Consider the following 26619-nt stretch of genomic DNA (forward strand, 5'->3'; position numbering starts at 1 on the left):
ATGAACTACATTCGTTTTTTTGATGAAATTATATCATTGTATCAATCTAACAAGTTTATTTACAATTAGAACAGGAATAAAACCTATAAGAAAAGTTGCACCAGCATACGTGAGCCAGTAAATAGTAGGACGAAGGCAAAGATCTTTTTCAGTTTTACCGCATCTAATTTTGCTGCCAGTGATGCCCCTACAGGTGCGAATAATACCGTTAGCGGCACAATACAAGTGAAGGCAAATAGATTGACCAAGCCAAATGTACCAGCGGGAGCATCGGTTGGTGTACTGCCCAATGTCAACATTATTAGCGCACCCGGCAACGAAATGATTAACCCTATTGCCGCAGCTGTGCCAATGGCCTTGTGAGCGGGGTAGTTATATAAGGTGAGTAGTGGCACCGAGATAGTGCCGCCGCCGATCCCCACCATAGAACTGAAAAAGCCAATGCATGCCCCCATAACCGTTTGTCCTGTTGTATTAGGCAGTTTTTGGAACAGAGCAGATTTCCCCGTTCGAAGCAGCATGTTAAGTGCCGATAAAACCGCTATCACCCCAAACAACATAGTAAGCATAGTACCTTCAACGCGAGTCACTAACCAGCTACCAACCAATACCCCCATAAGAATAAATACAGCCCAACGCTTGAGCAGGTCAAAATCCACATTACCTTTTTGATTGTGAGAACGAATTGAACTAATAGACGTTGGTACTATGGTGGCCAGTGAGGTTGCTGTCGCAACTAACATCGCAGACTCTGGTGATACGCCAAAGCTCTGGAACAAGATAAATAGCACAGGTACGATTACGATACCGCCACCTACGCCTAACAAGCCAGCTAAAATGCCTGCGAATACACCTGTGGCAACCAATGCCAAAATGGTAGGGATATTATTTGTTATAAATTCAATGATATTCATTAACTACTACTTCTATTTTTAATAACGGTAAAACCTTACTATCAATTAAGGGTATTGCTGTTAATTGTTGTTGAACAGTAAATGGTATGCCCCCTATGATTTTTAGCCTCAATTAAGGGTTACGCGCTTGGCTAACCCTACTAAGCATTATTATATTGGTTAGTTACTGGCCGAGAGTTCTCTTCGGACTATTTCTGCACCTGCAGTTAAAGCATTGAGCTTGCCTCTTGCCACTTCATGAGATAAAGGTGCCATGCCACAGTTGGTAGAAGGGTAGAGCTTGTCGGCATCTACAAATTTAAGTGCTTTTCGTAGGGTATCTGCTACTTCCTCAGGTGTTTCAATGGTATCAGATGCTACGTCAATGGCCCCTACCATCACTTTTTTACCGCGAATAAGTTCAAGTAACTCCATAGGAACATGAGAGTTGTGACATTCTAGTGAGATAATATCGATATTAGATTTTTGCAGTTTGGGAAAAGCTTCTTCATATTGTCGCCACTCTGACCCCAAGGTTTTTTTCCAATCTGTATTGGCTTTGATGCCATAACCATAACAAATATGTACAGCCGTTTCACACTTAAGCCCTTCAATTGCTCTTTCTAAACAAGCAATGCCCCAATCATTAACCTCATCAAAAAACACATTAAATGCTGGCTCATCAAATTGGATAATATCAACACCAGCCGCTTCTAACTCTTTGGCTTCTTGATTAAGGATTTTAGCAAATTCCCAGGCGAGTTTTTCGCGACTTTTATAATGATCATCATAAAGCGTATCTATCATCGTCATGGGACCAGGCAGAGCCCATTTAATAGGTTGCTTGGTTTGCTGACGTAAAAACTTGGCATCTTCAACAAACACTGATTTTTGGCGACTAACAGGGCCAACAACTGTTGGTACACTTGCCTCATAACGATCACGAATTTTAACGGTTTTACGTTTATCAAAATCAACGCCGTTGAGGTGCTCAAGAAATGTAGTGACAAAGTGTTGGCGGGTTTGTTCGCCATCACTGACAATATCAATACCTGCTTGTTGTTGATCCTGCAATGACAAACGTAACGCATCGTGTTTGCCTGCAATTAATTCCTCACCTTGTAATTTCCAGGGTGACCAAAGTGTCTCAGGTTGTGCAAGCCAAGAGGGCTTAGGTAAACTGCCTGCAGTTGAAGTAGGTAATAGTGTTTTAAGAATATTAGTTTTCATAATAGATGATGCCGTAAATTTGGATAATTTATTTAAGGTAAGTATTGAAGCTAGTTTTTGAACCTAGCTATTGAACGTAACTAGCAGACCATTGTTCAAGAACAGCTTGATAGGGTTTGATGAAGTGCTCTTCAGCAAATTTCCCTTGCTGATTAGCCAACTGGCTACGCTCTGCTCGATCATAAACAATTTGAGTTAATGAATGATCCAGGTTCTTCAAGTTTGGTTGATAGGATTTTCCTGCAACAGCATTGGCATTATAAATCTCAGGTCGGTAAATTTTTTGAAAGGTTCCCATTGTGCTAATGGTACTTATAAGCTCAAGGCTAGTGTAATCATTCAGTAAATCACCAAAGAAATAAAAAGCCAAAGGCGCAACACTATTTGGTGGCATAAAATAACGAACCTGTAAGCCCATTTTTTTAAAATATTGCTCAGTCAAAGAAGATTCATTTGGCTGGTATTCAACGCCCAATACAGGATGCTGATTTTCAGTTCGATGATAGGTTTTGGTATCCGAAACACTGAGACATATAACCGGTGTTTTATTAAAATGTTGTTTATAAACATCTGAATTGACAAAAGACTGAAAGATTTTTCCATGCAGTTCGCCAAAGTTATCTGGAATGCTAAACTGAGCCTGCCCCTTATTATGAGCTTGCAGTAATACGCTAAAATCATAATCTCGCACATACGAGGAAAAATTATTGCCAACAATGCCTTCAATGCGTTTGTTCGTTTTATGATCAACAATATTTGTTTTCAATACTTCAATCGATGGAAATGCTTTACCACCCCCTTCAATATCTATATCAACGGAAACTATTTCAAGTTCGACAGAATATCGTTCTCCTTTGGGGTTATCCCAATGCGCTAGGGCATTAAAACTATTGTCGATCATCTTTAATGCATTGCGTAAGTTCGCTTGGCGGTAGCTTCCTCTGGCCAAATTAGCAAAATTTGTAGTGATTCGCGTATTGTCTGAAGGGTGATAATTTTCATCGAGACCAATGCTCTTAATAGTAAATTTAAAGTCTTTATTCATTGTGATCTGTATCCTATGTTCTGAGGTAAAAGCTTGAGATAAAACCTAAATGTATTGCTTGCTCCTTCCATACTTTCTAATCTTCGTTACTGATTTTCTCAGTCAGTAGTCTTTACAGCCGTTTTGGGTTTATGCCTAAAGGCTTAATTGAGAAGCAACTGAAATATTGTCTAAAGTTAAAAGCAGAGTGTATTTTATACGTGGTTCGTTACATGAATAAAATTGATTATATTTCATGGATACATGAGCTTTGCTCATGGATTATTCTGTTCGTAAGTTTTGGAGCATTGCTACCAGTCATTTCGGTGTTATACGGTCACACCTTTAGTCTTAAACTGATTATCGATCAAATCCCCCTTTAGAATAATTACGTTCACTTGGAGTTATTCAAATGAGAGTATGACTGAACGTCTACCTTCTTCGATTTAAGTTGAGTTGCTAGATAAAGTTAGACGACTCAAAATGGCACGTTTAATTCATGCCGATAAATAGCGAGAACACCGACTTGATAGCAAAGTGGATTATTTATTATGATAAATTTACACCTAAATTAGGTAAGCTTTTTGGTAACAGTGAGCCTTAACTTTTAACCAATAGATAGTTAAAATTAGTTCACCGCTAATGACTTCTTGGTGCGCAAAGAGGGCATAGTTAGTAACAGGTATGAAAGGTCAAATTTCCGATCATATAGCTGACCTAAATCTCATACTTGTATGAGGTTTTGAGGATAAGGGCTTTATTATTCCTATAATCAAAGACTTATTTGGCGTTCGTCATTTAAGAGTGCATTAAACTGACCTTGTTATACAATAAAACATACAAGGTAAAATCTGAAAATAATGCATACAAGCCTAAAACAGGTCTTTGATGCCTGTTGAACTTGATAAATTTGGCGTATATATTCCCGTACTCAATCGATTTCATATGGAGAAAACTAATGAATATAACGATATTGGGAGCTGGTGCAGGTGGTTCGGTTACAGCCTTCGATTACGCCAATCACGGGCATTCTGTCAGGCTTTTTGATTTTCCAGAGTTTCCCAGTAATATCGAGGCGATAGCCAAGCAAGGCGGTATCTATGCAGAAGGAGAACTTTCTGGGTTTAGCCCCGTAGCCTACGCAGGGCATGACATCGATAAAGCGTTGGAAGATGCCGAGCTTATTTATGTCATAGGGCCTGCATTTAGTACATTAGCCTTCGGTGAAGCCTGTGCGGGCAAACTAAAGCCTGGACAAACCGTTATTATTAGCCCCGGCTCCTGTGCAGGTGCTCTAGTATTCAAGCAAGCTGCTGGACTGAAGCTTGAGGATTATTCTGTACTGATTGCGGAAACCCATACTCTTCAGTATGCCGTTCGTCTACTTGAAGCGGGTAGAGTGCATGTATTTCTCAAATTGAAAGCTGGCAATCTTCTGGCGGCCCTGCCTAGCCGACATACCGCTGAGATTTTACAATTGATTGTGGATGTATATCCGGGAATGGAACCAGCACACAACGTGATCCAGACCAGTTTGCAAAATGCCAACCCCGTTATTCACCCTGCCGTATCATTGACTAACGCGGCACGCATTGAAGGGGCTGGCGATTTTCTGTTTTACGAAGAAGGTGTGAGCGATTCTGTGGGACGGCTCATTGAGGCTGTCGATCGGGAGAGAATTGCCATCGGCGAGCGTCTGGGTATTACCATCCTCTCTGATCCGGAAATAGGCATACATCAGGGCTATATGCGGGAAAACAACTACGGTTCAGCTTATCGAAATGCGCCTAGTTTTCAGGGTATTCCTGCCCAACCACAACTTGATCATCGTTATATTAATGAGGATGTCGGTTACGGTCTTGTATTCATGTCTGGGTTGGCGAAGCAGATCGGCGTAGAGACTCCAAGCATTGATGCCATCATCCAGATCACGTCGGTACTGATGAATCGTGACTATGCAGCAGAGGCGCTACGCACACCAGAATCACTCGGTATTGCGGGCCTGTCAGTAACAGAACTCTACAGCCTTTAATTCAACTATTCCGACATCTTTCAAGAATATACGCTATAATGCAACCACAAAATTCACACTGATCATTTTACTACCTGTAGTAATCGGTTAAGTTATTGGAATTAGGTACTGTTTGAACTAGCGTTTTAGATAATTAACTCTAAACACACATCTGCATTCTACATTCTACATTCTACATTCTACATTCTACATTCTACATTCTACATTCTACATTCTACATTCTACATTCTACATTTCTATTGTTTTATGCTTTCAAAGGATGAGTATTTAATCCTTTGAAATAAGATCAATCATTAAAAGGAAGAATAATGAAAATTACCATAATTGGAGCTGGTAACGCAGGTTCTGCTTGTGCGTTTATGGCTGCCGAGGCTGGACATAAAGTAAGACTATTGAAGACATCAAATCGTATTACACATGATGAACACTTTGAAGCAATGGTCAGCAATAAAGGAATATATTGCGTCAATAACACCAACAATGGCCATTTTACCGACAGTGCCGATGATGCCGAAAAAACTTTCCAACCCTTGGAAATGATCACTAGAGATCCCAAAGAAGCGATTGAGGGAGCAGATGTTGTGATGATTTTCATTCAAACTACATACCATCAAGCTTTAGCTGAACGGATTGCAAAGTATTTTCAGGATGATCAATTGGTCATGTTAGTCCCAGGATACGCAGGAAGTTTGTTTTATCATCAATTTTGCGATAATAATCCAATCTTTGCTGAGGGTGAATCAACCCCTAATGATGCAAGAATAGTCTCACCTGGTACAGTAAAAGTCTTATTTAAAAATGTCAGAAACTCTCTATCATTTTTTCCAGCTTCAAGAACTACTGAAGGCATGGCCATTGCCTCCCGTTTATTTCCTGCCTATAACATTGAAATGAACAACGTTCGAAAACATATATTCGAATCAGCACTACATAATCCCAATATCATTGTTCACACAGTGGGCATGTATGTTATGTACCCGATGCTCGAGTATTGTGCAAAACACCATCCTGATGAAGTTCCATATATGTACAGAGACGCACTTTCGACAGACATGGCATGGTTGATGATAGAGAAATTAGACGCGGAAAAAATGGCTGTATTAAATGCACTAGGATGTGAAGCAATACCTTATCTAGAGGCCTGTTTATTTAGAAACGAGGAAGATCTCACGCAAAACCCAAGAGATGTATTTGAAAGTTATAAATTATCATCACCACCAGGTCCCTATAGTTTTGATAATCGTTACATTACAGAAGATGTTCCTATGGGATTGGTTTTATTAGCATCATTAGGTGATAAATTGAATATTGCTGTGCCTGAGTGTCATCGCTTAATAGAGATGTGTGGTGGCATTTTAAAAAGAGATTTTTATAAAGAAGGAAGAACCTTAACTTCATTAGGTTTAGGTGCATTATCAACAGAGGACCTATTATCTTTTGTCAATGACGGTATAGTACCAATCAAAAAATTGATTGCATAATGAAGGAGGAGGTAAGTATAAATTTTATCCTTACCTCCTCACTACACAAACCAATTTATTTTAAGGTCAGCTATCCCTAAGATAGTGATCATAAAAGTGAAGTCTTTTTGCCATGAGCAATATCCATCACTTTAAGCTTAATTAAATCACATGCTCTTAATTTACAGTCTAGAGCCAAATTAAACATTGTTAATTCACGTAAATTATTTGCTAAATCAAGCCTTGTTCTAATAGACCAAATTTCCTCAAGTTTTAGGGGACGTTTTTGACCAACCAGTTTTCCTTTATTCCAGCTAGATTTTTTGGGGGTATGGAATCATGTCATACATAATAGTGCTCCTATGGTTTAAAGGACTATAAGTATGGCTGTGGCTAATGTTCAGAATTGTGCCAAAGCGGAAGTTAGCAACTTGTTAATCCTAACGTCCGCTTCAAGCTCACTGAGGATATTAGCTTTTCCATAAAGTTTTTGGTGCACTTTTACGTCAGTTAAACGCATAAGCCTGTCAATATTTAGGAAACTTGTTACAATGCTATTTTTGATTTTAGGTAGACTATGAATAAAAGTAATGACCCGCTACACGGCGTGAAACTTGAACAGATTCTCACCGAACTGGAGAAGAAAATTGGTTGGGATAAGATGGGTGAGATGCTTAATATTCGTTGTTTTACCAATAAACCGCGTCTTAAATCAAGTTTGAAATTTCTGCGTACAACCCCTTGGGCACGCAGTAGAGTTGAAATTTTATACCTAAAAACATTTTGTAGTAAGCATAAAGAAACGGGGAAATTAATCAGGGGGATACTCGCCCAGAAAACAGCAGTAGCAGAAACGACTTCCACCAAGCCCGCTCCCTTTGTTTGGCCAACATCCAAAAACAAATAGACTATGCCACACTGAAGACATTAGTATTTGAAAATTTTAGTATGTTTTGATCTACAGCTGACATTGCTTAACAATCACATTCCTCTAGCAGTTTTGTCTTATCCCCCGCATGCACGCCTTGGCGGACAGCACCATTTCGGTGCAAAGAAGACCCCTTCAACCCGGTAACCGCTATATATTACCAGACAGTGGTTATTTTTTTTGTTGTATAAAAAACTAACTCTTTGTAATAAAAGAGTTAATTTTTATATGCAATAGATGGCACGGCTGTTGCTTTCTATCATTCGACAACAAATAACAATCAACAATACCCAAACGAGCGACCCACCGCTTCAGGAGCCTAACATGCAGACCATCATCGCTGAAACCATCATGGACAGTTCACCGTTATCATTTCGTCCCGATAGCGGGGTGATCGTCGCCCTGCGCCAGCTGCTAACCGCCAGTATGTCCGGTGCACCGGTGGTTGATGCAGATAACATTCTAATCGGCTTTCTGTCTGAAGCTGACTGTATGCGCGGTGCGCTGATGGGTGGCTACTTCTCGACTATCGGCGAGTTAGTTCGCGACCGGATGACAACTGAAGTCGAATCGATCGGTGCCAATACCAACCTGGTCGATGTAGCGGAGAAATTCCTGCACAACAATCGCAGGGTACTGCCGGTGGTTGAGGAAGGCAAAGTGGTCGGGCTGGTGCAGCGCCGCTGCGTACTCGAGAAACTACTTGAGCAAATCGACAACAAGTGTAGCGGTTAAGTATTCGGGCCTTAAATTTATAGTTTCTAACTCGCATGGGGCACAAAGTGAGATGTTTTTTACGGCAAGTCTGTGCTCAAAGGGGACAAAAAATAGTGTTGTAGGATTAGAGCAGCTTTATGGTTGATAGCTAACATTCAGTAATGGAAAATCTGCAAATAAAAACAAGCTTAGGTTAAAGCACCCTTTTTAACGTGATTTCAAGCTTGTCAGGATCAAAAGGTTTAACTATCCAACCTGTTGCTCCGGCTTCTTTCCCTTGCTTCTTCGCTGTAGCGCAACTCTCTGTTGAGATCGCTAATATTGGAATATATTGATATTTTTTTTCAACTCTAAGACATTTAATCAGTTCGTAGCCATTCATATTTGGCATGTTTATATCAGTAAGAATTAAGTCAAATTTATTATTTCTTGCTTTAGATAACCCATCTAAGCCATCTTCAGCTTCTACAACATTGTATCCAAAGGACTCTAAATTGACTGTTAGTATGTAGTGCATTGCTTTAGAATCGTCGACCACCAGAATCCGTTTACCCATGATACTAAGTCCTTTGTTGTTTTTGATAAATGTAATGTGAACTAAAGCAGTCTATATTAAAAAATATAAAGAGCTTCCTCTTCTGTCAATTTAGCATCTGAAAAAGGTATTACCGCCGTATCATAAATTACACTTGCTTAAATGATTTCCGGTATAATTTCTAATAGTAGTTGATAGCAACCAACCAACCAACCAACATTATTATAACCACACCCTTGTTCTCGAATAGTCCAAATTTTGACAATATTTAAAGTGAGCGCAACGATAAAATAGTTCACAAATAATTACTATTCCTAACAATAGTTTAGTTTTAGGTGAAATGTATAATTATAAATAACATTCATAAGTTGATCTTTTTGTTGTGATAAAAATAAAGATTTCTATTGAAAAAACTTATTTATCACTGTTCGACAAACAGAATGTGAACAGTTTTTAAAATGTTGATACCTGCTTCGATAGTGAACCTATGTTTGAATGATTTAAGCAAATAAATTTCGTTTCTTTTATGGTAAAAGTGAACCTTAGATTTTAACCAATGAATAGTGAAAAATAGTTCACCACTAATGGTTTCTTGGTGCGCAAAGGAGAGGTTAGCTATCTGTTGCTACTTAGGTCAATTGGTCGCTAAAAGAGGATATTAAATAAGACAGAGTTACTAGGTTATGAACCGAAATTTAAGCTTGCAGAGCAAGAGCTTAAAACTGTTTTTATGAACTATTATTTACACTAATTGAATGTATCATTTGCGATTAGTCATTTGATATGATTAAGTTATAGCTAAACAACACCTCCTCAGTGCTAATTTGAACATACCACATAAAATTTTAATCGTTTTTTATACTGCTTTACTCTTTATCCTACCCGGACATGCTTTCGCTCAAGCTAATATTAGTGGACAAATTGATGTTTTAACTACTGAAATACTCAGTGGTAAATTTTCTAGATTAGAAAAGGGCAGACTTCTTTTAGAAGTTGAAAAACTAGCTGACAATCAACCCTATCAAATACAGCAAAAATACCATCGACTTAAATGCCTTTTTTTTGATCCCAATACTGAAGCAGAGTTTAAGTCAGTACATCAATACCTTAAAAATCACATATCCTTAGCTAAAAAGCATAATAATATTGCTGTTTATATGACTTTGAACAATGCAGTGCAGCCATTCACTTATTTGCAGGTAATTATATAGAAGCAATGACTTTGCTCGACAAGTTAACCTTACAACCAACCAATGAACTACCAGCAAAGGACGTTGGTTCAACATACGAACTCCGAGGTATGGTAAATTTACGACAGGGCCAAGTAGCGCTTAATATAGCAGAAAGGGTTCGTAAAGCGGTTGCTGCACTTGAGTTTTCTGAATTGGATTCAAACATAACGATAAGCTCAGGTTTGACTCAGAGACGAAATGAACTCGATATTTCTGTTCTCATAAAGGGCGCTGATGAGAAGTTATATCAAGCGAAGGAAAGTGGAAAAAATAAAGTTTGTTGCTAATGCCTTATAAACTTCATGATTTATCTAGTTCTAGCAAATGTTTTAAGCTTAGGTACTGAACGGTCGATAGCTTCAGTTCAAAAATAAAAGATTGTCCACTTCCGTTAATTAAGAAGTCTATTAGGTAGTATTTTTACATTAAGGAAAGGGTCTTCTTTGTGTTAAATAGTGACGGTTAGTGCTATCTCGGAATGAGGCACAAACAGAGATATATTTTGTATGATGATTCTGTTCCTGCATAAGTCAAATTATCCATTCAGGATTTATAACTCCACGGTGACCCGTTATTTAGTTAGCCCAGACACTTAAAACAGACCTTGTTGATCTAAGCGAGTTTGACCTAATATCTGACCATCAAGCAGATAGACTTTACGTTTTGCCATTTCAGCATAGCGTATGTCGTGAGTGACTACGCAGAGGGTGGTTCCTTGGTTATTTAACGTCTCAAGAGTCGCCATGATCTGGTCACTACTTTTTGAATCCAGATTACCCGTTGGTTCATCAACTAACAAAATAGAGGGTTCAGCGACGAGGGCGCGAGCAATCGCAATACATTGTTGTTGACCACCAGAGAGTTGTGTTGGCCTATGTCCAGCTTTGGCTGTCATACCAACAATATCCAAACAATGGTCAACTTTTTCCTTTATTTTTTTATCACTAGCTGGATGCTTAGCGTAGCGTAATGGCAGAGCAATATTGGCATAGACACTTAATTCATCTATCAGGTTAAATTGCTGAAAGATAAAGCCGATTTTTGTATTTCTGATAGCGGCAGCCTGTTCCAAGCTGAGTTTAGTGACATCTACACCTTCGAAAAAATACCTACCTGTGGTGGGGAAATCTAATAGCCCCATAATAGATAACAAGGTGGATTTTCCACAACCCGAGGGGCCAGAAATGGAAATATACTCACCTTGCTGAATTTCAATGTCTATGTCTAGCAGAGCATGGGTGAGCATGTCATCTGTGCTAAATACCTTGTTTAGTTGCTGTATTTTAATGATGGGAGTTGTCATTGATACGCTCGGTTATGCGATTGTTTTGGATAAAAAATATAAAAATTACTTAGTTAGGAATTATACCTAAATTGATTGGAAATGCATTTATATCCTTAGTCATTAAGTATATGAGGTGACACTCTAACATCAGGACAATATGCTCAGGATAATTGCTCCTGCATTATCTAATAAGGTACTTCCTGTACCGTCTGCATTGTCTAATAAGTCACATCCCTATGACGTCATGTAATCGTGACATACCATTCATCTGAATATAAAAAAGATGGGCCATGCCCATCTTTTCTTTTCATACTTTAGTTATTACCTTAAAACAAGGACGCTTAATCGCTACCTCGCAGGCTAAATATTGCCGGCTGATTAATGTATTGTCTTAATGGCCAGTAACAGGCAAATAAGGTCACTAGAATGATCAATACTAAAGTCACCACTATCATCGGCACCATTTGCCAAGAAAGGAATGGCTGAATGTATTCACTCAAACCTATATAAGCAAGGGAAAACAATACGATACTTCCAATAAATCCTGCCAATATCGCCTTGGTATTATCAGCAATTATCATAAATACCAAATGTTTGCGGGTCGCACCTATTGCCATACGGGCACCTAGTTCAAAACGTCTCAGCTGGGTGCCGTAACTTAAAATCCCGTATAAACCTATACCTGCTAACAAAAATACCAAACTAGCCAATATCGCGGTAGTCACTGCTGTCGTTATTTCAGAAAATAAGCTTTGCGTAAGAATGTCAGAGGAAGCGTTAAAACTAAAGACAGAGTATCTAGAATCAACTTCGGCTAATAATTTACCCAGTTGCTCACGACTAACAGTCTGTCCAGGTTTAAGTTTGAGCATAAACGACTGGCCGCCAAGACCATTAGGTACATAAACCCTTGCTACACCAGTGCCTACAGCGTCACTGTTTTGATCCTGAGGAGTATCACCGGGTATCGCAATATCTTTAACAATACCGACAATTTTAAACGGATCAGGTCCACCCATTGATATTTGCAAACCTAAGACATCACCATCAGCTTTTAGTTGTTTGGCAAATGCTTGGTTGACAATCATCACATTGTTTTCATCTTTGCGATCGACAAGAGTAAAGTTATCTCCTTGTATTAATGGTTGCTCGATCATATTGAAATATCTATGATCCGCACCTTTAAGGTAAGGTGTATATCTCTCATTATCAGCAACATTCGTTAATGCTCTAATACTAAAGCCGTCTATTGGTGAACGTCCTTGAGAAATAGACTCTACTTGAGGTAACGCCTCAAGTTTTTCCATTACCTCAGCCATAATAGGTATCGACTCTTCTTGAGTTGGAAAGTCTGTCGATGAAAAATTTAAAACCAAGGTTGAGATATTCTCGGTGGCAAAACCTATTGGTGCATTGATGGTTTTCATGGCGTCTTTTAGCAAACTAAAATTAGCAAATACTAAAACAGTAGCTAATGCGACTTGGCTAGCGATTAATACTTGGCGAGTTTTTTTAGATACTTGTAATCCACTGCCCTTACCACTGCTTTGCAAAGTAGTATTTAGTGCACGGTAATTGATCATGCGGATACTTAATTTAGCGAAAAACAAGGCAAAAGCAATAGTCACTAATACAGCACAGCCAAAGGTAATTGGGTTAAGTGATAATTCATTAATTCGAGGTAATACTGCGCCTAAATATTGCTGCATAATATAAAACCCAGTCTGGGCAATCACTAATGCAAGGACTATCGACATAAACATCAACAACGTAGTTTCGGCAAGCATTGCTTTAAATAAGTGTGTTTTAGTTGCCCCAATTGCAGCCTGAATCGCCATTTGACGTTGTTTTTCTGCGGTTCGTGCCATAAACAAATTAGAAATATTAGCACAAGCGATTAATACCAAGCCGATAACACCTGCTAGCAACATTACCGCAATCGACTCACTCTGTCCGAGAATCGCTTCTTTAACCGAACGCACGCGCATTTCAATTGACCAGCCTTTGAAAAAATCGGTATCAGCAACACCTTCTACCCAACGATTACTCACTAACGGCGTTAACAGTTGTTTTGCTTGGCTTGGGCTAACACCTTTTTTCAATAAACCGACAAATTTAAGGTTTCCACTGATGTTACCGAAACTTTCTCTTTGCCTTTCTCCTGCTTGGTTGTAATCCCATGGCATCCATACGTTAGTTTTTTGGCCAATTTCACCGAGTTCTGGCTCTATAAAATCCTTAGATAATACACCAATAATTCGGTAACTAATTCCGCTTAAGGTAATTTTTTGTTCAAGGATATCAGCACTGCCATCAAACTCATTTTGCCAAGTGTTATAGCTGAGCATAGCAACAGGGTTATACGTATCAATCGCTTCACTGGCTTCAAACAACCTACCTAACGCCAAAGGAGATGCTAAAATTTGATGAAACTCAGGTGTAACATAAGCGGCATTAATCAACGGCTGACTGCTGTGAGAAATGATGACATCGCCACCATAACTAAGCATTGCAGCTTGCTCGAATGCTTCTTTACTCTTGTATAAATGTACTAATCCCGGATAAGTAAAAGCAACTGCTTTGGTTTCATTTTTTGCGCCGATAAGTTTATGTTCAGCAACAAAAAGACGCTCTTGCTCTGGGTAAGGTAGCGGCTCAACTAGCAACAAGTAGTTGAGCGTTACTGCACATAATAAGGCCCCTAGGGTAATACCCATGGTCATTAACACGGTTAATACAAAGCCAGGTTTCTTTTTTAAGCTGGCCCAGGCCTGTTTATGTTGACGAATGAATGTCCTCATACTGCCACCTTTAATGGTTCGTCTTTAACGATCTGACCATCGAGTAATTTAAGTTGGATATTCGCCATATTGGCATAACGTGCATCATGGGTAACCATACAGATGGTGGTACCATTTTTATTGAGCTCAGCTAATACCGCCATTACCGTGTCACCACTTTTTGAATCTAGGTTACCGGTTGGCTCATCCACTAATAATATCGCTGGATCGGCAACTAAGGCACGGGCAATAGCAATACGCTGTTGCTGTCCACCCGACAATTGATTAGGTTTATGATCGGCTCTATGGCTCATTTCTACCATTTTCAAACAGGCTTCGACTCTTGCTTTGATAAATTCATCTGTCGGTAATTCCTTTTTATATTGCAAGGGTAGGGCGATGTTATCAAATACTGAGAGTTCATCAATTAAGTTAAATGATTGAAAGACAAAGCCGATTTTTTCATTACGAATACGAGCTGCTTCATCAAGAGAAAGTGAGCTAACATCATGGCCTTCAATGATATACGAGCCAGAACTTGGCATATCTAATAAGCCCAATAAAGACAATAAGGTAGATTTACCACAGCCAGATGGACCTGCTATAGAAACATATTCACCAGCACGAATAACAATATCAACATTTTTTAGTGCATGGGTTTCAACATCATCAGTCTCAAAGACTTTACCAATATTCTTCATTTCAATTTTTATATCAGTCATATTTATTTTCCTATTCCTTTAACTTAAATAAGGGGGTAATTAGTTATTGTTTTTGTAGTTATTTTTTTTGTAAGTATTGTTAGCTACTAGATAGCGCCTAAAAATTTTCTATGGTCAGCTCTGAATTTTTCAGCAGTGATAAGTCCGAGACAATAAATGTGTCATTGACCTTGCCACCTTCAATGATTTCGATATAGCGACCCGCCTCTTTACCAAATTTAACTGCGATTATCATGGCAGTATTATGTGACTCATCGAGTCGAAATAAATTGCTGTTTGAATTAGCCTTACCATTAACCGGACGTTCCATATAGGTAATGTTGGTTAAGATGTCAGTAATAATCACGGCGTCAACACTGAGTTGCGGACGCGCACTGGCTGGCAATTGATCTGGTAAAGCGATTTCAATTTCAACAGTATTTTCTACTACCACAGGGTCAATGCGTGAAACAGTACCGACAATTTTGTCACGGCGGGTATCAACAATAGCCTTTTGGCCGATAAAAATTTGTTGCGCCTTGCTCTGTGGCACTCTCACCAAAGCAATCAGATCTTGGACACTGCCGATGAGTGCAATTTCCTGTCCGGCTGCCAGGCTTTGCCCTAGCTCAACCGATAAACGTTGTAAAACACCACTAAATCCGGCTCTAACGGTAAGACGATCTAAACGGTTTTGAGCGATATCTAGTTGTCCCTGTTGCTGCTTGATTTGTTCAAGCTGAATATTAATGACTTCTTGATTGACTAATTTAAGTGCAGCTGTTCGTTGATGGTGAATTTTTATGCGCTTTTTAAGCTGTGCTTCATGAACTAGGCTTTCTTTATAGGCAAGTACCGAGACTATGCCTGATTTAACCAAGCCGCTCTGTGCCTCTAACCTTACCTTAGCCGTTTCGTAGCTTGCTTCCATTTCTGCAAAGCTGCCACTTTCATTAAGAATCTCACGTTGATGGCTTAATTTTAATTGGCGTAAATTGGCTTTACGTTGTGAAAGTTCCTGAACTGCACTATCTAACAGTTGTTGCAACTCAGGGTTAGCAAGTTGCACAATAATACTGTTTGGAGTTACCAATGCACCTGGTTTCAGGACAATTTCCTGAACCGTAGCACTAGTTAATGAAGTGATCAGCAATTGTTTATCGGAACGTAAAGCACCATAACCTTCTATTTCTACCTGCAAGTCACCTTGTTTTACCGTACCAAAAAGCAAGTCGTTACGTTTAACAGATGTTCCACCAGCGTTAGCGCTGACATACCAGGTGAGGGCTGCGAGCAAACAAATCGCCAAACCACCGATAACCGGCATTGATTTGAATTTGTTTTGCTTAGGTTTAATTTTTTTTACATCCATTTAGGAGACACCTTGATTAAATACTTTACTGATCGTAACAGTACTTGTAGCTAATTTCGTGCCAAAGTTTATTTGCTAGTAAATTCAATGTGTTAGTTGTTTTAAGATGATTGTAACCGTCGGTTTAGTCCGCTGGTGAACTACTGCGCCCCAGAATGAAACTAAGGCTAAAGAAAGGAAGGGAGATTGAAAGCGTAACATCAGGTACATCTGTATTATTAACCAGATTAATAGTGCCTTGGTGATGTTCTATAATAAGTTTTTTGATGAGAGTACGGCAAAAGCTCAGTTTATTAGCTACGGGCTACTACTGTTTTTCTTGGCTAACTAAAGGCAGGGTGATAGATACAGTGACACCCGGCGAGTTATCATTATTGACCAGCTTAATGGTGCCTTTGTGATGTTCGATAATATTACGACAGAAACTAAGACCAATACCCTGACCATTTTGTTTGGTTGAATACAAAGGCACAAAGAGGTTATCCAAATTAGCAAAACCATGGCCGCTATCAACCACTTCAATCAGTGATGAATTAACAGTTTCACTGAAGGTCAGTTTTATTTTTCCACCAGGCTGTGAGGCTTCAACGGCATTTTTAATAATGTTTAACAAAACTTGTTCAATAAAAGCAGGGTCTGCCCAAAAACGTTCCGTTTTTAATTCTACCTGCAATGGAATATCTTTGAGTAGGCCTTGAATCCGCTTGGCGATATTAATGACTGAAAGCATCTGGCAATTTAAGTGAAATGGCTTGCTAATTGACGCATATCGGCTGACAAAGTCCTGCAAGTGTTGACATCGTTCGGTAATCACGGTTAACGCTTGCTTTTCTCTTTTCCCCTGAGCTTTTAAACTGAGTCCCTGAGCTAATGCAGATACCGGCGTTAATGAATTATTAATCTCATGCCCGAGCACTCGAATAAGCTGCTGCCAAGCATTAAGCTGGCTTTGTCTCAATGCCGACTCAATATTAACAAAAACCATTAATTGGTGAGTTTTTCCCTGATCAATAAATTCGCTGTGTCTAATTTGCCATTTATTGTCACGCAGATTTTCTTTAAAATGCCAATTATTATCGACAAATTCAAGCCCTAATAACTCAGGAGAGGAATGCCTGAAAATCTGCCATGGCTGGGGGAACAATTCATTAAAAGCACCATTGGCATAAGTAAGTTGTGGTTGTTGGTCAAATACCATTATTGGGCTATCCAGTTGGTCGATGAGTCGATAAACCAAAAAGATATGTTGATCGTAGCGTGACTTGAGTAATTGCAAATGAGAACTCAAGTTTTCGAGATCCCGATGAAACTCTCTAACTTTACCGGTGCTAAAAGCAGGTTTGGCATACTGGCAATAGTCATCATTGTGCACCGCTTCAAGGTGCATACTGGCGCGTTTAAATGCAATAATTGTTCTTTTATAAATATAAGAAAAGCATAACCACAAGATCAATAGCAAACCAGCGCTTGTTAAGGCAATATTAGCGACTGTCCATTGCTGTACTAGCCCTATAACCAGCCACAAACTGACTACCAATAAACTGGTGGCAATAAAACAAGTTTTTAACAGCTGCTCTAAAGATTTATAGACAAATAGCTTCATAATTCCCGGATCTTTTTTTTATGATTTCTGGTCTTTCGACTTTGGTTTTAATGTTACTCATAGATCCGGTGTTCTGATACCATATTTCTCTAATCGGCGGTATATCGATGATTTAGTCAGCCCCAGCATTATTCCAGCTTTAGGCACATTATTATTCGTTAGTACCAGTGCTTGCTCGATCAATTTATGCTCGGCTTGGTCTACCGTCATCATAGGCAGATAATTGCTGGGTTTAAGATTAGACAGATGCAAATCTTCTTGTCCTAGTCTACTGTTCTGGGCCAACAAAACAGCGCGTTCCATTAAATGGCTCATTTCACGAACATTACCCGGCCAGTGATATGTTTCCAACGCTTGTATTGCACCTGGTGTAAGGCTTAATTCCTCGCGTTTGTATTTTTTGCCATGCAGGGCAATAAAGTGTTTTGCCAGGGGAACTATATCGTGAAGCCTTTCTTTCAATGATGGCACTCTAAGCTCTATGGTATTAAGACGAAAATAAAGATCTTCCCGGAAGGCACCATCACCTATCAATTGGGCTATATTGCCATTTGTTGCGCTAATAATACGGCTATTAGCGTGTTGAGTTTGACTAGAGCCTAATACTTCATATTCGCCAGATTCCAGTACACGTAGTAATTTAGCTTGTTGTGACTGGGGAATATTGGCAATTTCATCTAAAAACAGCGTGCCATCTTTGGCAAGTTCAAAACGACCGATACGATTTTCTTTTGCGTCGGTAAATGCGCCTTTTTTATGGCCAAACATTTCGCTTTCAAATAATGCTTCTGAAATCGCGCCCATATTGACTGAAATAAAAGTGCTGGAGGCACGATCAGATTGTTGATGGATTCGTTTAGCTAAATGACTTTTTCCGGTGCCATTGTCACCCGTTAATAAAATACTGGCGTCAGTTGCTGCCACTGAGTCGATTTGAGCTAATAACTTTTCCATTGCTGCTGAGCGCCAGGTAAAATCTAGCTCGGCAACCGGTTCCAACTGTTGTTTAAGTTTTTGGTTTTGCACTTGCAGACCGGCCAACTTCAGTTGTTGGTGGATAATTTGGATTAATCTTTGGTTATTCCAAGGTTTTTCGACAAAATCACAAGCACCCAAACGCATGGCATTGACCGCTAGATCAACATTAGACCAACCAGTCATGGCGATTACCGGGATAACAAAATCAGATTTACTAAGCCAAGTTAAAAAGCGCAGGCCTTCTTCGCCTGAAGTGGTATCTAAGGAAAAGTTCATATCCAGCAAAATCAAATCGACGCTGTTGTCGGCCAACATCGTTTGGGCATAATGGTGATTTTCTGCTTCAAGTACCACAAAACCCTGATCTTCTAGAATAAAGGCGGCACTTAAACGAATTTCTGGGCTGTCATCGACAACCAGTATTTGCGGTTTAGATATCACAACTCATCACAACTCACTGACTATTAGTAACAAAGATAATAAATTGCTAACCAGAATTGAACAAGAAAAATCTTATTACTTTACGTTAATTGGGGTTTTCTTTGTTTATGGGAGAGAAAATTCAAAGGTAATAAATGGTCAAACCTCAACGAATTAGCTGAAATTTCCTACTGAAAAGATCAATAAAGAGGTAATAGTGACGGTTATCACTATCTCGTTATTAGAGCTTTAGTGCCATAAGGTTATTGGCAACTTGTTGCGATAGATTAGACGTTTCCTATTGCTCTCTAATGATAACTGAGCTGAAGTCCATATTTTAAATCCGCTTTATTCGTTAATGCTTATCATCATATGAAACTAATGAGTAATAAGGGTTGTTACTGAATCATCCTTTATTTCATACTTACATTTAAATTTTTTACCGCGCTGCATTGTAAATGAAAGATCCTGAATAAGAGTAAGTGTTAATTCATTTTCTGTTAGCTCAAATGAAGTTACTTGAGCAGCAGAAAAATCGAAATATTTTCCAACATTTTTATATATAGCTTTAAATAAACTTTCTTTTGCTGAAAATATGAGTGTAAGTGCTTTATTAAAAGGTAGAAAGGGCATTAATGGAGCATATTCGGCAACGCTTGTAACAATGTTACTCGCTATATCTTTGGCATCGTTTTGTGTTATCCAATGCTCAATATCCAGTCCAATATATTGATGATATTGTTGTTCGGCAATAACACATTGTGCAATATTGGATGAATGAGAAATTGAACCTAAAATACCTTGTGGCCATACTGGGGCTCGGTTTTCACCAATAGCAATATAATGGCATGACCTGCCAAGGTGTTGTAATGCTATTTTCGCTAAATAACGACCTGCTAAAAACTCTGATTTTCTTTTCGGCACCGCTTGCTTTAGTGAATCAGGTAAACTAATCGCCAGAAAATCAAAGTCGGTGTCATTAAATAGCGTTGAGTCAAAATGACATTTTGCGGTAATCAAGTGACGATTACGCCGCACGGATAGAAAATTTAAGTCTATGCAAGTTGTTCTTGGTGATCTTTCTACGTCCATGTTATTTATGAGAGTTTGTATCATTTTCCTAAAGTAGCTCCACCATCAATGACAATATCTTGCAAGGTAATATGACTGGCTTGTGACGAGCTTAGAAAAACAACCGAGTTGGCAATGTCTGCTGGTGTGGCTAATTTACCCAAAGGAATACCCGGTTTGAATTGCTTAGGAAAACCTTCAATAGTCTCTTCTTCGCCGTGTTCATCCTGCCAAAGTGACCATTGCATTGGGGTTTGTGTTGAACCAGGAGAAACAACATTGCAACGAATACCATATTTAGCTAACTCTATCCCTGCAACTAACGTGAGATTGGTAAGTGCAGATTTGGATGCGCTATACGCGGCCATAGACATTCGGGGCATGTGATTAGCATTTGAAGATACGCTGACTATCGCGCCGCTTTTATTGACCTTCATTAAAGGAATAACTTGGCGCATAAGGTGAAATGCACCGGATACATTGACATTAAATGACGATGTCCACTGCTCTACAGTTAACTCCATAATACTACCCATGTGTAATATGCCAGCAACGTTAACTAATATATCAACTGCACCATGTTTTTTAATTAATAATTCACAGATACTTCTGATGGCACTTTCATTACTTATATCTAACACGACTTGAGTAATATTATCGTTGGGTGAGTCAAAATGTAGATCAAAACCAATAACTTGGGCACCTAGCTGCTGAAATTGATTAGCCGTTTCAGCGCCAATGCCTTGGTTAGCGCCCGTCACCCATACCGTTTTATTTTGCCAGTCATCATGACAAGGTAATTGAGGTTTCATGCGCGTTACGCCAACGCAAAAGAATTTGCTTTTGATACAATATCCCAAAAGCCATTAACACTAGGTGATTTAGCTAATTCAACAAAAGTGACATTAATACCTTGTTTTTGCCATGCAGACATTAAGGTCATGACAGCAACGGAATCTAAACCAAAATCCATTAAGTTATCGTCGTCCTCCATCGCATCAGCATCTTCAATTAAAGGAATAATTTGAGATCTTAACCAGCTTTTTGAAAATTCTGTAGTATCAGTTTTATCGTTCATATCAGCATTAACAATATCGTCTTTGCATACGACTCTACCGGCATTTTTAGCAATATAATTTAGTGCCATTAAGTGCTCTTCTAAACTAAAATCAGCAATTGCATCGGCAATCAAGAAGGGCTTGATGTTATTGCTAAAAGCATCAACCGCCGTTTGCATTACGCCAATATGGCCATAAATTCCGCAAATAATAAGTTGATCTCGACCTTGTGATTTCAACATTTCTGCTAGTGGTGAACGATGAAATGCACTGTAGCGCCATTTGGTTAATACAATATCATCGGTATCAGGTTTCAGTTCGCCAATAATATCTTTTTTATCAGGGTATTGAGGCAAGCCTCTACCCCACATATCATTTAATAATGCACGATCTTCATCAGATTGTTCTTTCGGCTGAGCGGTATAGAAAACCGGGATGCCTTGAGATTTACAAAAAGCTTTAAGTGCCGAAATATGGCTTATTACTTGATTAATTAAATGATTGTTTTCGCCATAAAACTCAACAAAATATTGCTGCATGTCATGAATAAGTAATGCCGACTGACTTGCTTCAAACGGCCAAGAGACTTTGTTTATTGGCAGGTCAATTGACGACGGTAATGTGTAGGCTGCTATAGATTTGATAGACATAATAATCCTGTTAACAAGTAGTTTCTGTGATAAATGATTGGCGTAGGCAACGTTTGTCGATTTTGCCAACGGCTGTTTTAGGTAAGTCATGGACAAAGGCGATTCGATCGGGCATTTTATAGCTGGCAACCCCTTGCTCTCTAAGGTAACGGCGAATATCTCTGGCTTTAATTTCAGACTTCTTCACGACAAATGCACAACTACACTCACCAAGTATGTCATCAGGCATTGCGACCAATGCTACATCGACTATTGATGGTATGTGCAGTAATAACTCTTCAATTTCTTGCGCATCAATCTTTTCTCCGCCTCGGTTTATTTGGTCTTTATTCCGCCCCATAACAATGAGGTGACCTGAAGCAGTTTGCTTGACTAGATCACCGGTGCAGTAAAATCCATTACTATCAAAAGCTCGTTCGTTGGCAATAGGAGAATTGTAGTATCCTCTAAATGTATAAGGACCTCTTGTCCACAATGCACCAACCTCGCCATCATTTACCGGCACACCCGATTCATCCAATACTTGTATTTCATCACAAGGTGACATTGGTTTGCCTTGGGTGTTGTTAATATGCCATGAATCGTCAGCATGTAGAGTGTAATTTATCAGACCTTCGGCCATACCAAATACTTGCTGTAACTGGCAACCTAATATCTTGTTAACTTTTTCAGCAACGGCGGCACTAAGCTTTGCACCGCCCACTTGGATAGTATTAAGAGAGTCAAGCTGGATATTCTTTTGGTGAGTTTTAGTCGCATCGTTAATGTTGCCAATTTCAACTAACCACAGGTGCAGCGCAGGTGGTACTAACGATGTTAACGTGATCTTATGCCGATAAATCAAAGGGAAGCAGGTAGTAGGGCTTGGATCCGAGGCAGTGATCACGGTTCCTCCGACATAGAATACCCCCAAAGATCCGGGCGAGCTCAAAGTAAAATTGTGTGGTGCCGGCAGTGCACATAAATAAACTGTGTTGGCTGAAATTTCACAGACTAGTGCACTTTGCCTGATGCTGTAATAATAGTCGTTGTGAGTTCTCGGTATGAGTTTAGGTGTGCCTGTACTGCCGCCAGATAACTGAAAAAAAGCAACGTGATCTGCCGCTGATTCTTGCTTAACTAAGGTTAGATTATTGTTACGATCAAATATTACTTTAGCACCATTTTTTTGCCAATACATAGGAGCCAGTACGTCATTACTCTTTGAGGAAAGGTCATGTGAAGTACTACCAATAATGAGGGTGTTTTCCAGATTGATGCAATACGGTCTAAGTTTTTCTAATAACGCCGAAGTTTTGTTGCAGTCATCTAGTAGTGAATGCTGAGTTGATAGTATCACCAGTGCAGGTTTTATTTGTTTACTGAATGCGACCAACTCGTGAAAACCATGGTTAAACAATGCATTAACGGGCGTTATACCACACTTTAATAGCGCAAAAAATACGATGTAAAACTCAGCACTGTTGGGCAGTTGTACTAGTGCGGTTGTGTCGTTAGGAAAATCTCGTGCTAATATCTGAGAGGCCAATTGGTTGCTTAATGTATCAATATCGCGGTAAGTAAATGTTCTACCATGGCAAATTAATGCGGCTTTATTAGCATGCACTTTTAGTTGGTTGGTTACTATATTTGTTAAGGGCTCGTTTATCCAATAACCCTTATCAACATAACACTTGGCGATATCTTCAGGCCATTGCGTAAATGGAATGCTCATATCATAACGTCCGTTTTCTTGGTTTTATTAGGTAACGTATTAAGTGATGTGGGATGCTGCGGTTTTTGCATTGAAGTTAACCCTAACGCCTTAAGCATGGTATTAAATTTCGCTTCTGTTTCAGCAAATTCAGCAATAGGATCTGAGCCACTAACGATGCCCGCCCCAGCATAAAGACGAATACTGTTTTGTTTAATGACTCCACACCGAATAGTAACTACCCATTCGCCATTGCCCTCTGCATCCATCCAACCAACAGCACCGCCAAATTTAGCTCTATCATATCCTTCAAGGTATTGTATGGTTGCTTTAGCCAACGCAGGCGGTGTACCACATACCGCTGGCGTAGGATGTAAAGCGTATACGAGCTCCAATACTGAAGTCTTATCTGATGTTAGTGTTCCGTCAATTTTTGTTGAAAGATGCAACATTGTTGGTGTTTCAATAATTGATGGAGCCTCTGGTGTATAAAGTGTTTGGCAAAAGGGATCTAGGTGTTTAAATACCGCATCCGCTACAAGTTTATGCTCATATCTGTCTTTTTCACACTGCCATAATTCATGATGATTTTTATTATTTTCTGCCAATGAGTTTGTTCGTTTTCTTGAACCTGCCAGTGGATTACTTGTTACCTGGTTATTATGTTTTTTAACCAATAATTCGGGACTTGCGCCAATTAAGGTTGTGCCGTCAGATTGTGGAATGGAGAATACAAAGGCATTGGGGTTCTGCTGATATAAAATAGTTGCCATGTTAGTAGCATTAATGGCTACCGTTGTTTTCACGTCTATAGCTCTCGATAAAACAACTTTATCTAAGTGAGTATGTTCAGAAAATAAAAGTGCTTTATTTACCGCGTCTTTAAAATGACTTTCATCCGTCACTTGAGCAAGTGATGTTAATTGAGTTGTATTATCACTGGTCACAGCATTCGTTGTTAGCGTGGAGGAAAACTCACTGAATTTTGGTACAAAGAATTCAGTTTCCTCGTTGGTATCAAACGGAATAGAGCCAATTACCATTGGATTTTTTTTGCCGTTTATTTTGAGTTCATTTAACCGAGATTTGATAGTCTCTATAAAGCTATCTGGGTTAAGACCTTTACTTGAGATTGTACAGAGAATACCTGATGCTTTTAATGAACGACCATTTGATGTGAATATAAATTGAGGCTCTGATTCTTGTTCTGTATTTGAACCATATTGCCCATTGCTGGCATCCGAAAAATGTTTCATGGTGAAGTTCCTTTTTAAACTGAAATTCCATTTATTGATTGCTCCTCACTTTGAAACAACCGTAACTCGTGCCTAGCCAGTAGGTGACTATTGGGTAACTAAGCACTATTAATATCAATCTCACTAATGTTGTGATCATTTCTACTGGTTAAAATAGCTCAGCTAATGAATGAAATTGGTATAACAATAGAATTATCAATTTTGGCAAGTAAAAGTAAGTGGTTAGATGTTCGCATGCTAATTACACTAACGTCAATCTAAATAAAAATAATTATCATTTGTGTTAGGGGCTGGTTGATGTGTACAATTGCTTTCTAGTTTTTTCAAGAGATGACTTAAGATCTCTTGTTTATTTATTTCATTATGATCTCAGGACGAGAATATGAACTTGCCAAATATAGAACAATCGACACCTAATAAGCTCGTGATCAGGTTAGCGTTTTTAATTAATATAATATCTCTGGGTGGCTTCATGATGGTGGTACCATTAGGCCCCGACTTAGTTGATAGTATTAACTTTAATCCGGCACATATCGGCTATTTAATTGGCGGAACCATGTTTGGCTCTGCTGCAATGACGTGGTTATTGGCCGGGCACCTTGATAAATATGACCGTAAATCGGTACTTGTTATATTTTTATTTTTGCGTGGTGTTTTCTTGGTTGCTTGTGGTTTCGCTACCTCACCACTTGCCTTAATGGTGCTGTTTACTTTATCTGGTTGCTTTACCGGACCTGCATCATCAGTGTTGATGGCTGCAGTTATTGATGTTACTTCACCATCTCATCGCGGCAGAGTGATGGCTTTTATTGGCAGTGCTTTTTCTATCGCTGCTATCATTATGGTGCCATTATCCTTATGGGTATCATTGTACTTTTCATGGCAAATCAATTTTTGGATTTTTGGTTTACTCGGTATTATTCTCGCCGTAGTTTGTCTAGCAATATTTCCATCGATGACGCAACATATTCAGTCTCAAGCACCTCAAAAAACGTCTGCAGTTCGTCAATTGCTGTCACAATTTAAAATAAAAGTGGCACTGCTCGTTGTTGGTATTCAAATTTTTGCACACTTTCTTATTATTAGTAATTTTTCTGCATATTTTCAGTTTAATTTATCATTTCCCCGAGAGCATATGTCTGCGCTGTATTTTGGTGGAGGATTAGCAAGTTTCATTATGTTGCAATTTTCAGGCAGATTATTTGATAAAGGCATCCGTCATCAATTACATATTGTCAGCGCATTGCTTGTTGCATTAATCATTTACCTTATTTTTATATCCACACCACAAACACACCATTTGTTTGTACTTTTTGCATTGATGATGACAGTAAGCACTATTCGTACTAGCGCTACTGCAAGTATCGTTAGCCATTTACCTGCTCCGCCGGAACGTGCTGCTTTTATGTCAATTAATAATACGGTGAGTAATGTTGCATCGGGTGCTGCGGGCTTATTATCTGCGGCGGTATTAACAACAACAGCGGACCACAAAATAGTAGGTATGGATTGGGTTGCAATGTTAACTATTGTATTGACTGTTATTTCGCCAATAATATTGTGGCGATGGGTAAATCATAGGGTATTTATACCCAACACCGATATAAAGTCAGCAACACCTTCAAAATAAGTAAAGACATATTAGTTAAAGGCGGAGAGCCTGATGTGTTTTTACGGTCTAAGGCCTGTTGATACAAGGAC

22 protein-coding genes and 1 pseudogene are annotated in these 26619 nt (G+C 39.1%); 7 read left to right on the plus strand and 16 right to left on the minus strand.

Annotated elements, in window-relative coordinates; all coding sequences use genetic code 11:
* Positions 1–83: 83 nt before the first annotated feature.
* The 3 genes from HRT55_RS18310 to HRT55_RS18320 form a co-directional block, all read right to left on the minus strand.
* Entirely contained in the window at positions 84–914 is an 831-nt protein-coding gene (locus HRT55_RS18310) for a sulfite exporter TauE/SafE family protein (protein ID WP_291623538.1), read from the minus strand.
* 159 nt (positions 915–1073) lie between these two features.
* A complete protein-coding gene (locus tag HRT55_RS18315) occupies positions 1074–2123 on the minus strand; it encodes a methionine synthase (RefSeq protein WP_291623540.1) in 1050 nt (349 codons plus the stop codon).
* Between the two features lie 67 nt (positions 2124–2190).
* Complete coding sequence (locus tag HRT55_RS18320) at positions 2191–3168, minus strand: DUF1852 domain-containing protein (RefSeq protein WP_291623542.1); 978 nt, start codon at positions 3166–3168, stop codon at positions 2191–2193.
* Between the two features lie 937 nt (positions 3169–4105).
* On the opposite strand from HRT55_RS18320, the gene HRT55_RS18325 reads away from it, so the two are divergent.
* On the plus strand, positions 4106–5179 hold the full coding sequence (locus HRT55_RS18325) for an NAD/NADP-dependent octopine/nopaline dehydrogenase family protein (protein WP_291623544.1): 1074 nt from the start codon (positions 4106–4108) through the stop codon (positions 5177–5179).
* 308 nt (positions 5180–5487) lie between these two features.
* Positions 5488–6660: an NAD/NADP-dependent octopine/nopaline dehydrogenase family protein gene (locus tag HRT55_RS18330; protein ID WP_291623545.1), complete on the plus strand. Its 1173-nt coding sequence runs from the start codon at positions 5488–5490 to the stop codon at positions 6658–6660.
* Positions 6661–6769: 109 nt separating this feature from the next.
* Here the strand turns inward: HRT55_RS18330 and HRT55_RS18335 are convergent.
* A pseudogene (locus HRT55_RS18335) lies at positions 6770–6937 on the minus strand (integrase); the annotation flags it as partial.
* A 279-nt stretch (positions 6938–7216) separates the two neighbouring features.
* Between HRT55_RS18335 and HRT55_RS18340 the strand changes: the two are divergent.
* Together HRT55_RS18340 and HRT55_RS18345 are read left to right on the plus strand one after the other, a co-directional pair.
* Entirely contained in the window at positions 7217–7546 is a 330-nt protein-coding gene (locus HRT55_RS18340; RefSeq protein ID WP_291623547.1) for a VF530 family protein, read from the plus strand.
* 345 nt (positions 7547–7891) lie between these two features.
* Positions 7892–8302 carry a CBS domain-containing protein gene (locus HRT55_RS18345; protein WP_291623549.1) on the plus strand — a complete coding sequence of 137 codons (411 nt, stop codon included), beginning with the start codon at positions 7892–7894 and terminating at the stop codon, positions 8300–8302.
* A gap of 175 nt (positions 8303–8477) precedes the next feature.
* On the opposite strand, the gene HRT55_RS18350 is transcribed toward HRT55_RS18345, so the two are convergent.
* The gene (locus HRT55_RS18350; protein ID WP_291623551.1) at positions 8478–8840 is read right to left on the minus strand and encodes a response regulator; all 363 of its coding nucleotides are present in this window, start codon (positions 8838–8840) and stop codon (positions 8478–8480) included.
* Positions 8841–9643: 803 nt separating this feature from the next.
* Between HRT55_RS18350 and HRT55_RS18355 the strand changes: the two genes are divergently transcribed.
* On the plus strand, positions 9644–10030 hold the full coding sequence (locus HRT55_RS18355; RefSeq protein ID WP_291623553.1) for a hypothetical protein: 387 nt from the start codon (positions 9644–9646) through the stop codon (positions 10028–10030).
* A gap of 5 nt (positions 10031–10035) precedes the next feature.
* On the plus strand, positions 10036–10338 hold the full coding sequence (locus HRT55_RS18360; protein ID WP_291623555.1) for a diguanylate cyclase: 303 nt from the start codon (positions 10036–10038) through the stop codon (positions 10336–10338).
* Positions 10339–10643: 305 nt separating this feature from the next.
* Here HRT55_RS18360 and HRT55_RS18365 read toward each other — a convergent pair whose 3' ends face one another.
* From HRT55_RS18365 to HRT55_RS18415, 11 genes are all read right to left on the minus strand, one after another.
* The gene (locus tag HRT55_RS18365) at positions 10644–11354 is read right to left on the minus strand and encodes an ABC transporter ATP-binding protein (protein WP_291623557.1); all 711 of its coding nucleotides are present in this window, start codon (positions 11352–11354) and stop codon (positions 10644–10646) included.
* 323 nt (positions 11355–11677) lie between these two features.
* Positions 11678–14137 (minus strand): ABC transporter permease, encoded by a 2460-nt coding sequence (locus tag HRT55_RS18370; RefSeq protein WP_291623559.1) that lies wholly within the window; start codon positions 14135–14137, stop codon positions 11678–11680.
* The gene (locus tag HRT55_RS18375; protein ID WP_291623562.1) at positions 14134–14838 is read right to left on the minus strand and encodes an ABC transporter ATP-binding protein; all 705 of its coding nucleotides are present in this window, start codon (positions 14836–14838) and stop codon (positions 14134–14136) included. The genes HRT55_RS18370 and HRT55_RS18375 overlap by 4 nt, the downstream gene beginning before the upstream one ends.
* Positions 14839–14935: 97 nt before the next feature.
* The gene (locus tag HRT55_RS18380) at positions 14936–16189 is read right to left on the minus strand and encodes an HlyD family efflux transporter periplasmic adaptor subunit (RefSeq protein WP_291623564.1); all 1254 of its coding nucleotides are present in this window, start codon (positions 16187–16189) and stop codon (positions 14936–14938) included.
* A 307-nt stretch (positions 16190–16496) separates the two neighbouring features.
* Positions 16497–17792: an ATP-binding protein gene (locus tag HRT55_RS18385; protein ID WP_291623566.1), complete on the minus strand. Its 1296-nt coding sequence runs from the start codon at positions 17790–17792 to the stop codon at positions 16497–16499.
* Between the two features lie 57 nt (positions 17793–17849).
* Positions 17850–19208 carry a sigma-54 dependent transcriptional regulator gene (locus tag HRT55_RS18390; RefSeq protein WP_291623635.1) on the minus strand — a complete coding sequence of 453 codons (1359 nt, stop codon included), beginning with the start codon at positions 19206–19208 and terminating at the stop codon, positions 17850–17852.
* 360 nt (positions 19209–19568) lie between these two features.
* On the minus strand, positions 19569–20282 hold the full coding sequence (locus HRT55_RS18395; protein WP_291623568.1) for a 4'-phosphopantetheinyl transferase: 714 nt from the start codon (positions 20280–20282) through the stop codon (positions 19569–19571).
* A gap of 20 nt (positions 20283–20302) precedes the next feature.
* Entirely contained in the window at positions 20303–21073 is a 771-nt protein-coding gene (gene dhbA / locus HRT55_RS18400; RefSeq protein WP_291623569.1) for a 2,3-dihydro-2,3-dihydroxybenzoate dehydrogenase, read from the minus strand.
* Positions 21074–21078: 5 nt separating this feature from the next.
* The gene (locus HRT55_RS18405) at positions 21079–21969 is read right to left on the minus strand and encodes an isochorismatase family protein (RefSeq protein ID WP_291623571.1); all 891 of its coding nucleotides are present in this window, start codon (positions 21967–21969) and stop codon (positions 21079–21081) included.
* 10 nt (positions 21970–21979) lie between these two features.
* The gene (locus HRT55_RS18410) at positions 21980–23683 is read right to left on the minus strand and encodes an AMP-binding protein (RefSeq protein WP_291623573.1); all 1704 of its coding nucleotides are present in this window, start codon (positions 23681–23683) and stop codon (positions 21980–21982) included.
* The gene (locus HRT55_RS18415; protein WP_291623575.1) at positions 23680–24918 is read right to left on the minus strand and encodes an isochorismate synthase MenF; all 1239 of its coding nucleotides are present in this window, start codon (positions 24916–24918) and stop codon (positions 23680–23682) included. The genes HRT55_RS18410 and HRT55_RS18415 overlap by 4 nt, the downstream gene beginning before the upstream one ends.
* Positions 24919–25300: 382 nt before the next feature.
* On the opposite strand from HRT55_RS18415, the gene HRT55_RS18420 reads away from it, so the two are divergent.
* Positions 25301–26548, plus strand: coding sequence for an MFS transporter (locus HRT55_RS18420; protein WP_291623576.1), 1248 nt, complete (start codon positions 25301–25303; stop codon positions 26546–26548).
* Positions 26549–26619: the final 71 nt, after the last annotated feature.

Source organism: Colwellia sp. (genome assembly GCF_013214175.1).
Lineage (GTDB): Bacteria > Pseudomonadota > Gammaproteobacteria > Enterobacterales > Alteromonadaceae > Colwellia.

What these genes read in the sequence shown, in the direction of transcription:
- HRT55_RS18310 (WP_291623538.1), bottom strand. Translation starts at nt 914, where the DNA reads ATGAATATCATTGAATTTATAACAAATAATATCCCTACCATTTTGGCA.
- HRT55_RS18315 (WP_291623540.1), bottom strand. Translation starts at nt 2,123, where the DNA reads ATGAAAACTAATATTCTTAAAACACTATTACCTACTTCAACTGCAGGC.
- HRT55_RS18320 (WP_291623542.1), bottom strand. Translation starts at nt 3,168, where the DNA reads ATGAATAAAGACTTTAAATTTACTATTAAGAGCATTGGTCTCGATGAA.
- HRT55_RS18325 (WP_291623544.1), top strand. Translation starts at nt 4,106, where the DNA reads ATGAATATAACGATATTGGGAGCTGGTGCAGGTGGTTCGGTTACAGCC.
- HRT55_RS18330 (WP_291623545.1), top strand. Translation starts at nt 5,488, where the DNA reads ATGAAAATTACCATAATTGGAGCTGGTAACGCAGGTTCTGCTTGTGCG.
- HRT55_RS18340 (WP_291623547.1), top strand. Translation starts at nt 7,217, where the DNA reads ATGAATAAAAGTAATGACCCGCTACACGGCGTGAAACTTGAACAGATT.
- HRT55_RS18345 (WP_291623549.1), top strand. Translation starts at nt 7,892, where the DNA reads ATGCAGACCATCATCGCTGAAACCATCATGGACAGTTCACCGTTATCA.
- HRT55_RS18350 (WP_291623551.1), bottom strand. Translation starts at nt 8,840, where the DNA reads ATGGGTAAACGGATTCTGGTGGTCGACGATTCTAAAGCAATGCACTAC.
- HRT55_RS18360 (WP_291623555.1), top strand. Translation starts at nt 10,036, where the DNA reads ATGACTTTGCTCGACAAGTTAACCTTACAACCAACCAATGAACTACCA.
- HRT55_RS18365 (WP_291623557.1), bottom strand. Translation starts at nt 11,354, where the DNA reads ATGACAACTCCCATCATTAAAATACAGCAACTAAACAAGGTATTTAGC.
- HRT55_RS18370 (WP_291623559.1), bottom strand. Translation starts at nt 14,137, where the DNA reads ATGAGGACATTCATTCGTCAACATAAACAGGCCTGGGCCAGCTTAAAA.
- HRT55_RS18375 (WP_291623562.1), bottom strand. Translation starts at nt 14,838, where the DNA reads ATGACTGATATAAAAATTGAAATGAAGAATATTGGTAAAGTCTTTGAG.
- HRT55_RS18380 (WP_291623564.1), bottom strand. Translation starts at nt 16,189, where the DNA reads ATGGATGTAAAAAAAATTAAACCTAAGCAAAACAAATTCAAATCAATG.
- HRT55_RS18385 (WP_291623566.1), bottom strand. Translation starts at nt 17,792, where the DNA reads ATGAAGCTATTTGTCTATAAATCTTTAGAGCAGCTGTTAAAAACTTGT.
- HRT55_RS18395 (WP_291623568.1), bottom strand. Translation starts at nt 20,282, where the DNA reads ATGGACGTAGAAAGATCACCAAGAACAACTTGCATAGACTTAAATTTT.
- dhbA (WP_291623569.1), bottom strand. Translation starts at nt 21,073, where the DNA reads ATGAAACCTCAATTACCTTGTCATGATGACTGGCAAAATAAAACGGTA.
- HRT55_RS18405 (WP_291623571.1), bottom strand. Translation starts at nt 21,969, where the DNA reads ATGTCTATCAAATCTATAGCAGCCTACACATTACCGTCGTCAATTGAC.
- HRT55_RS18410 (WP_291623573.1), bottom strand. Translation starts at nt 23,683, where the DNA reads ATGAGCATTCCATTTACGCAATGGCCTGAAGATATCGCCAAGTGTTAT.
- HRT55_RS18415 (WP_291623575.1), bottom strand. Translation starts at nt 24,918, where the DNA reads ATGAAACATTTTTCGGATGCCAGCAATGGGCAATATGGTTCAAATACA.
- HRT55_RS18420 (WP_291623576.1), top strand. Translation starts at nt 25,301, where the DNA reads ATGAACTTGCCAAATATAGAACAATCGACACCTAATAAGCTCGTGATC.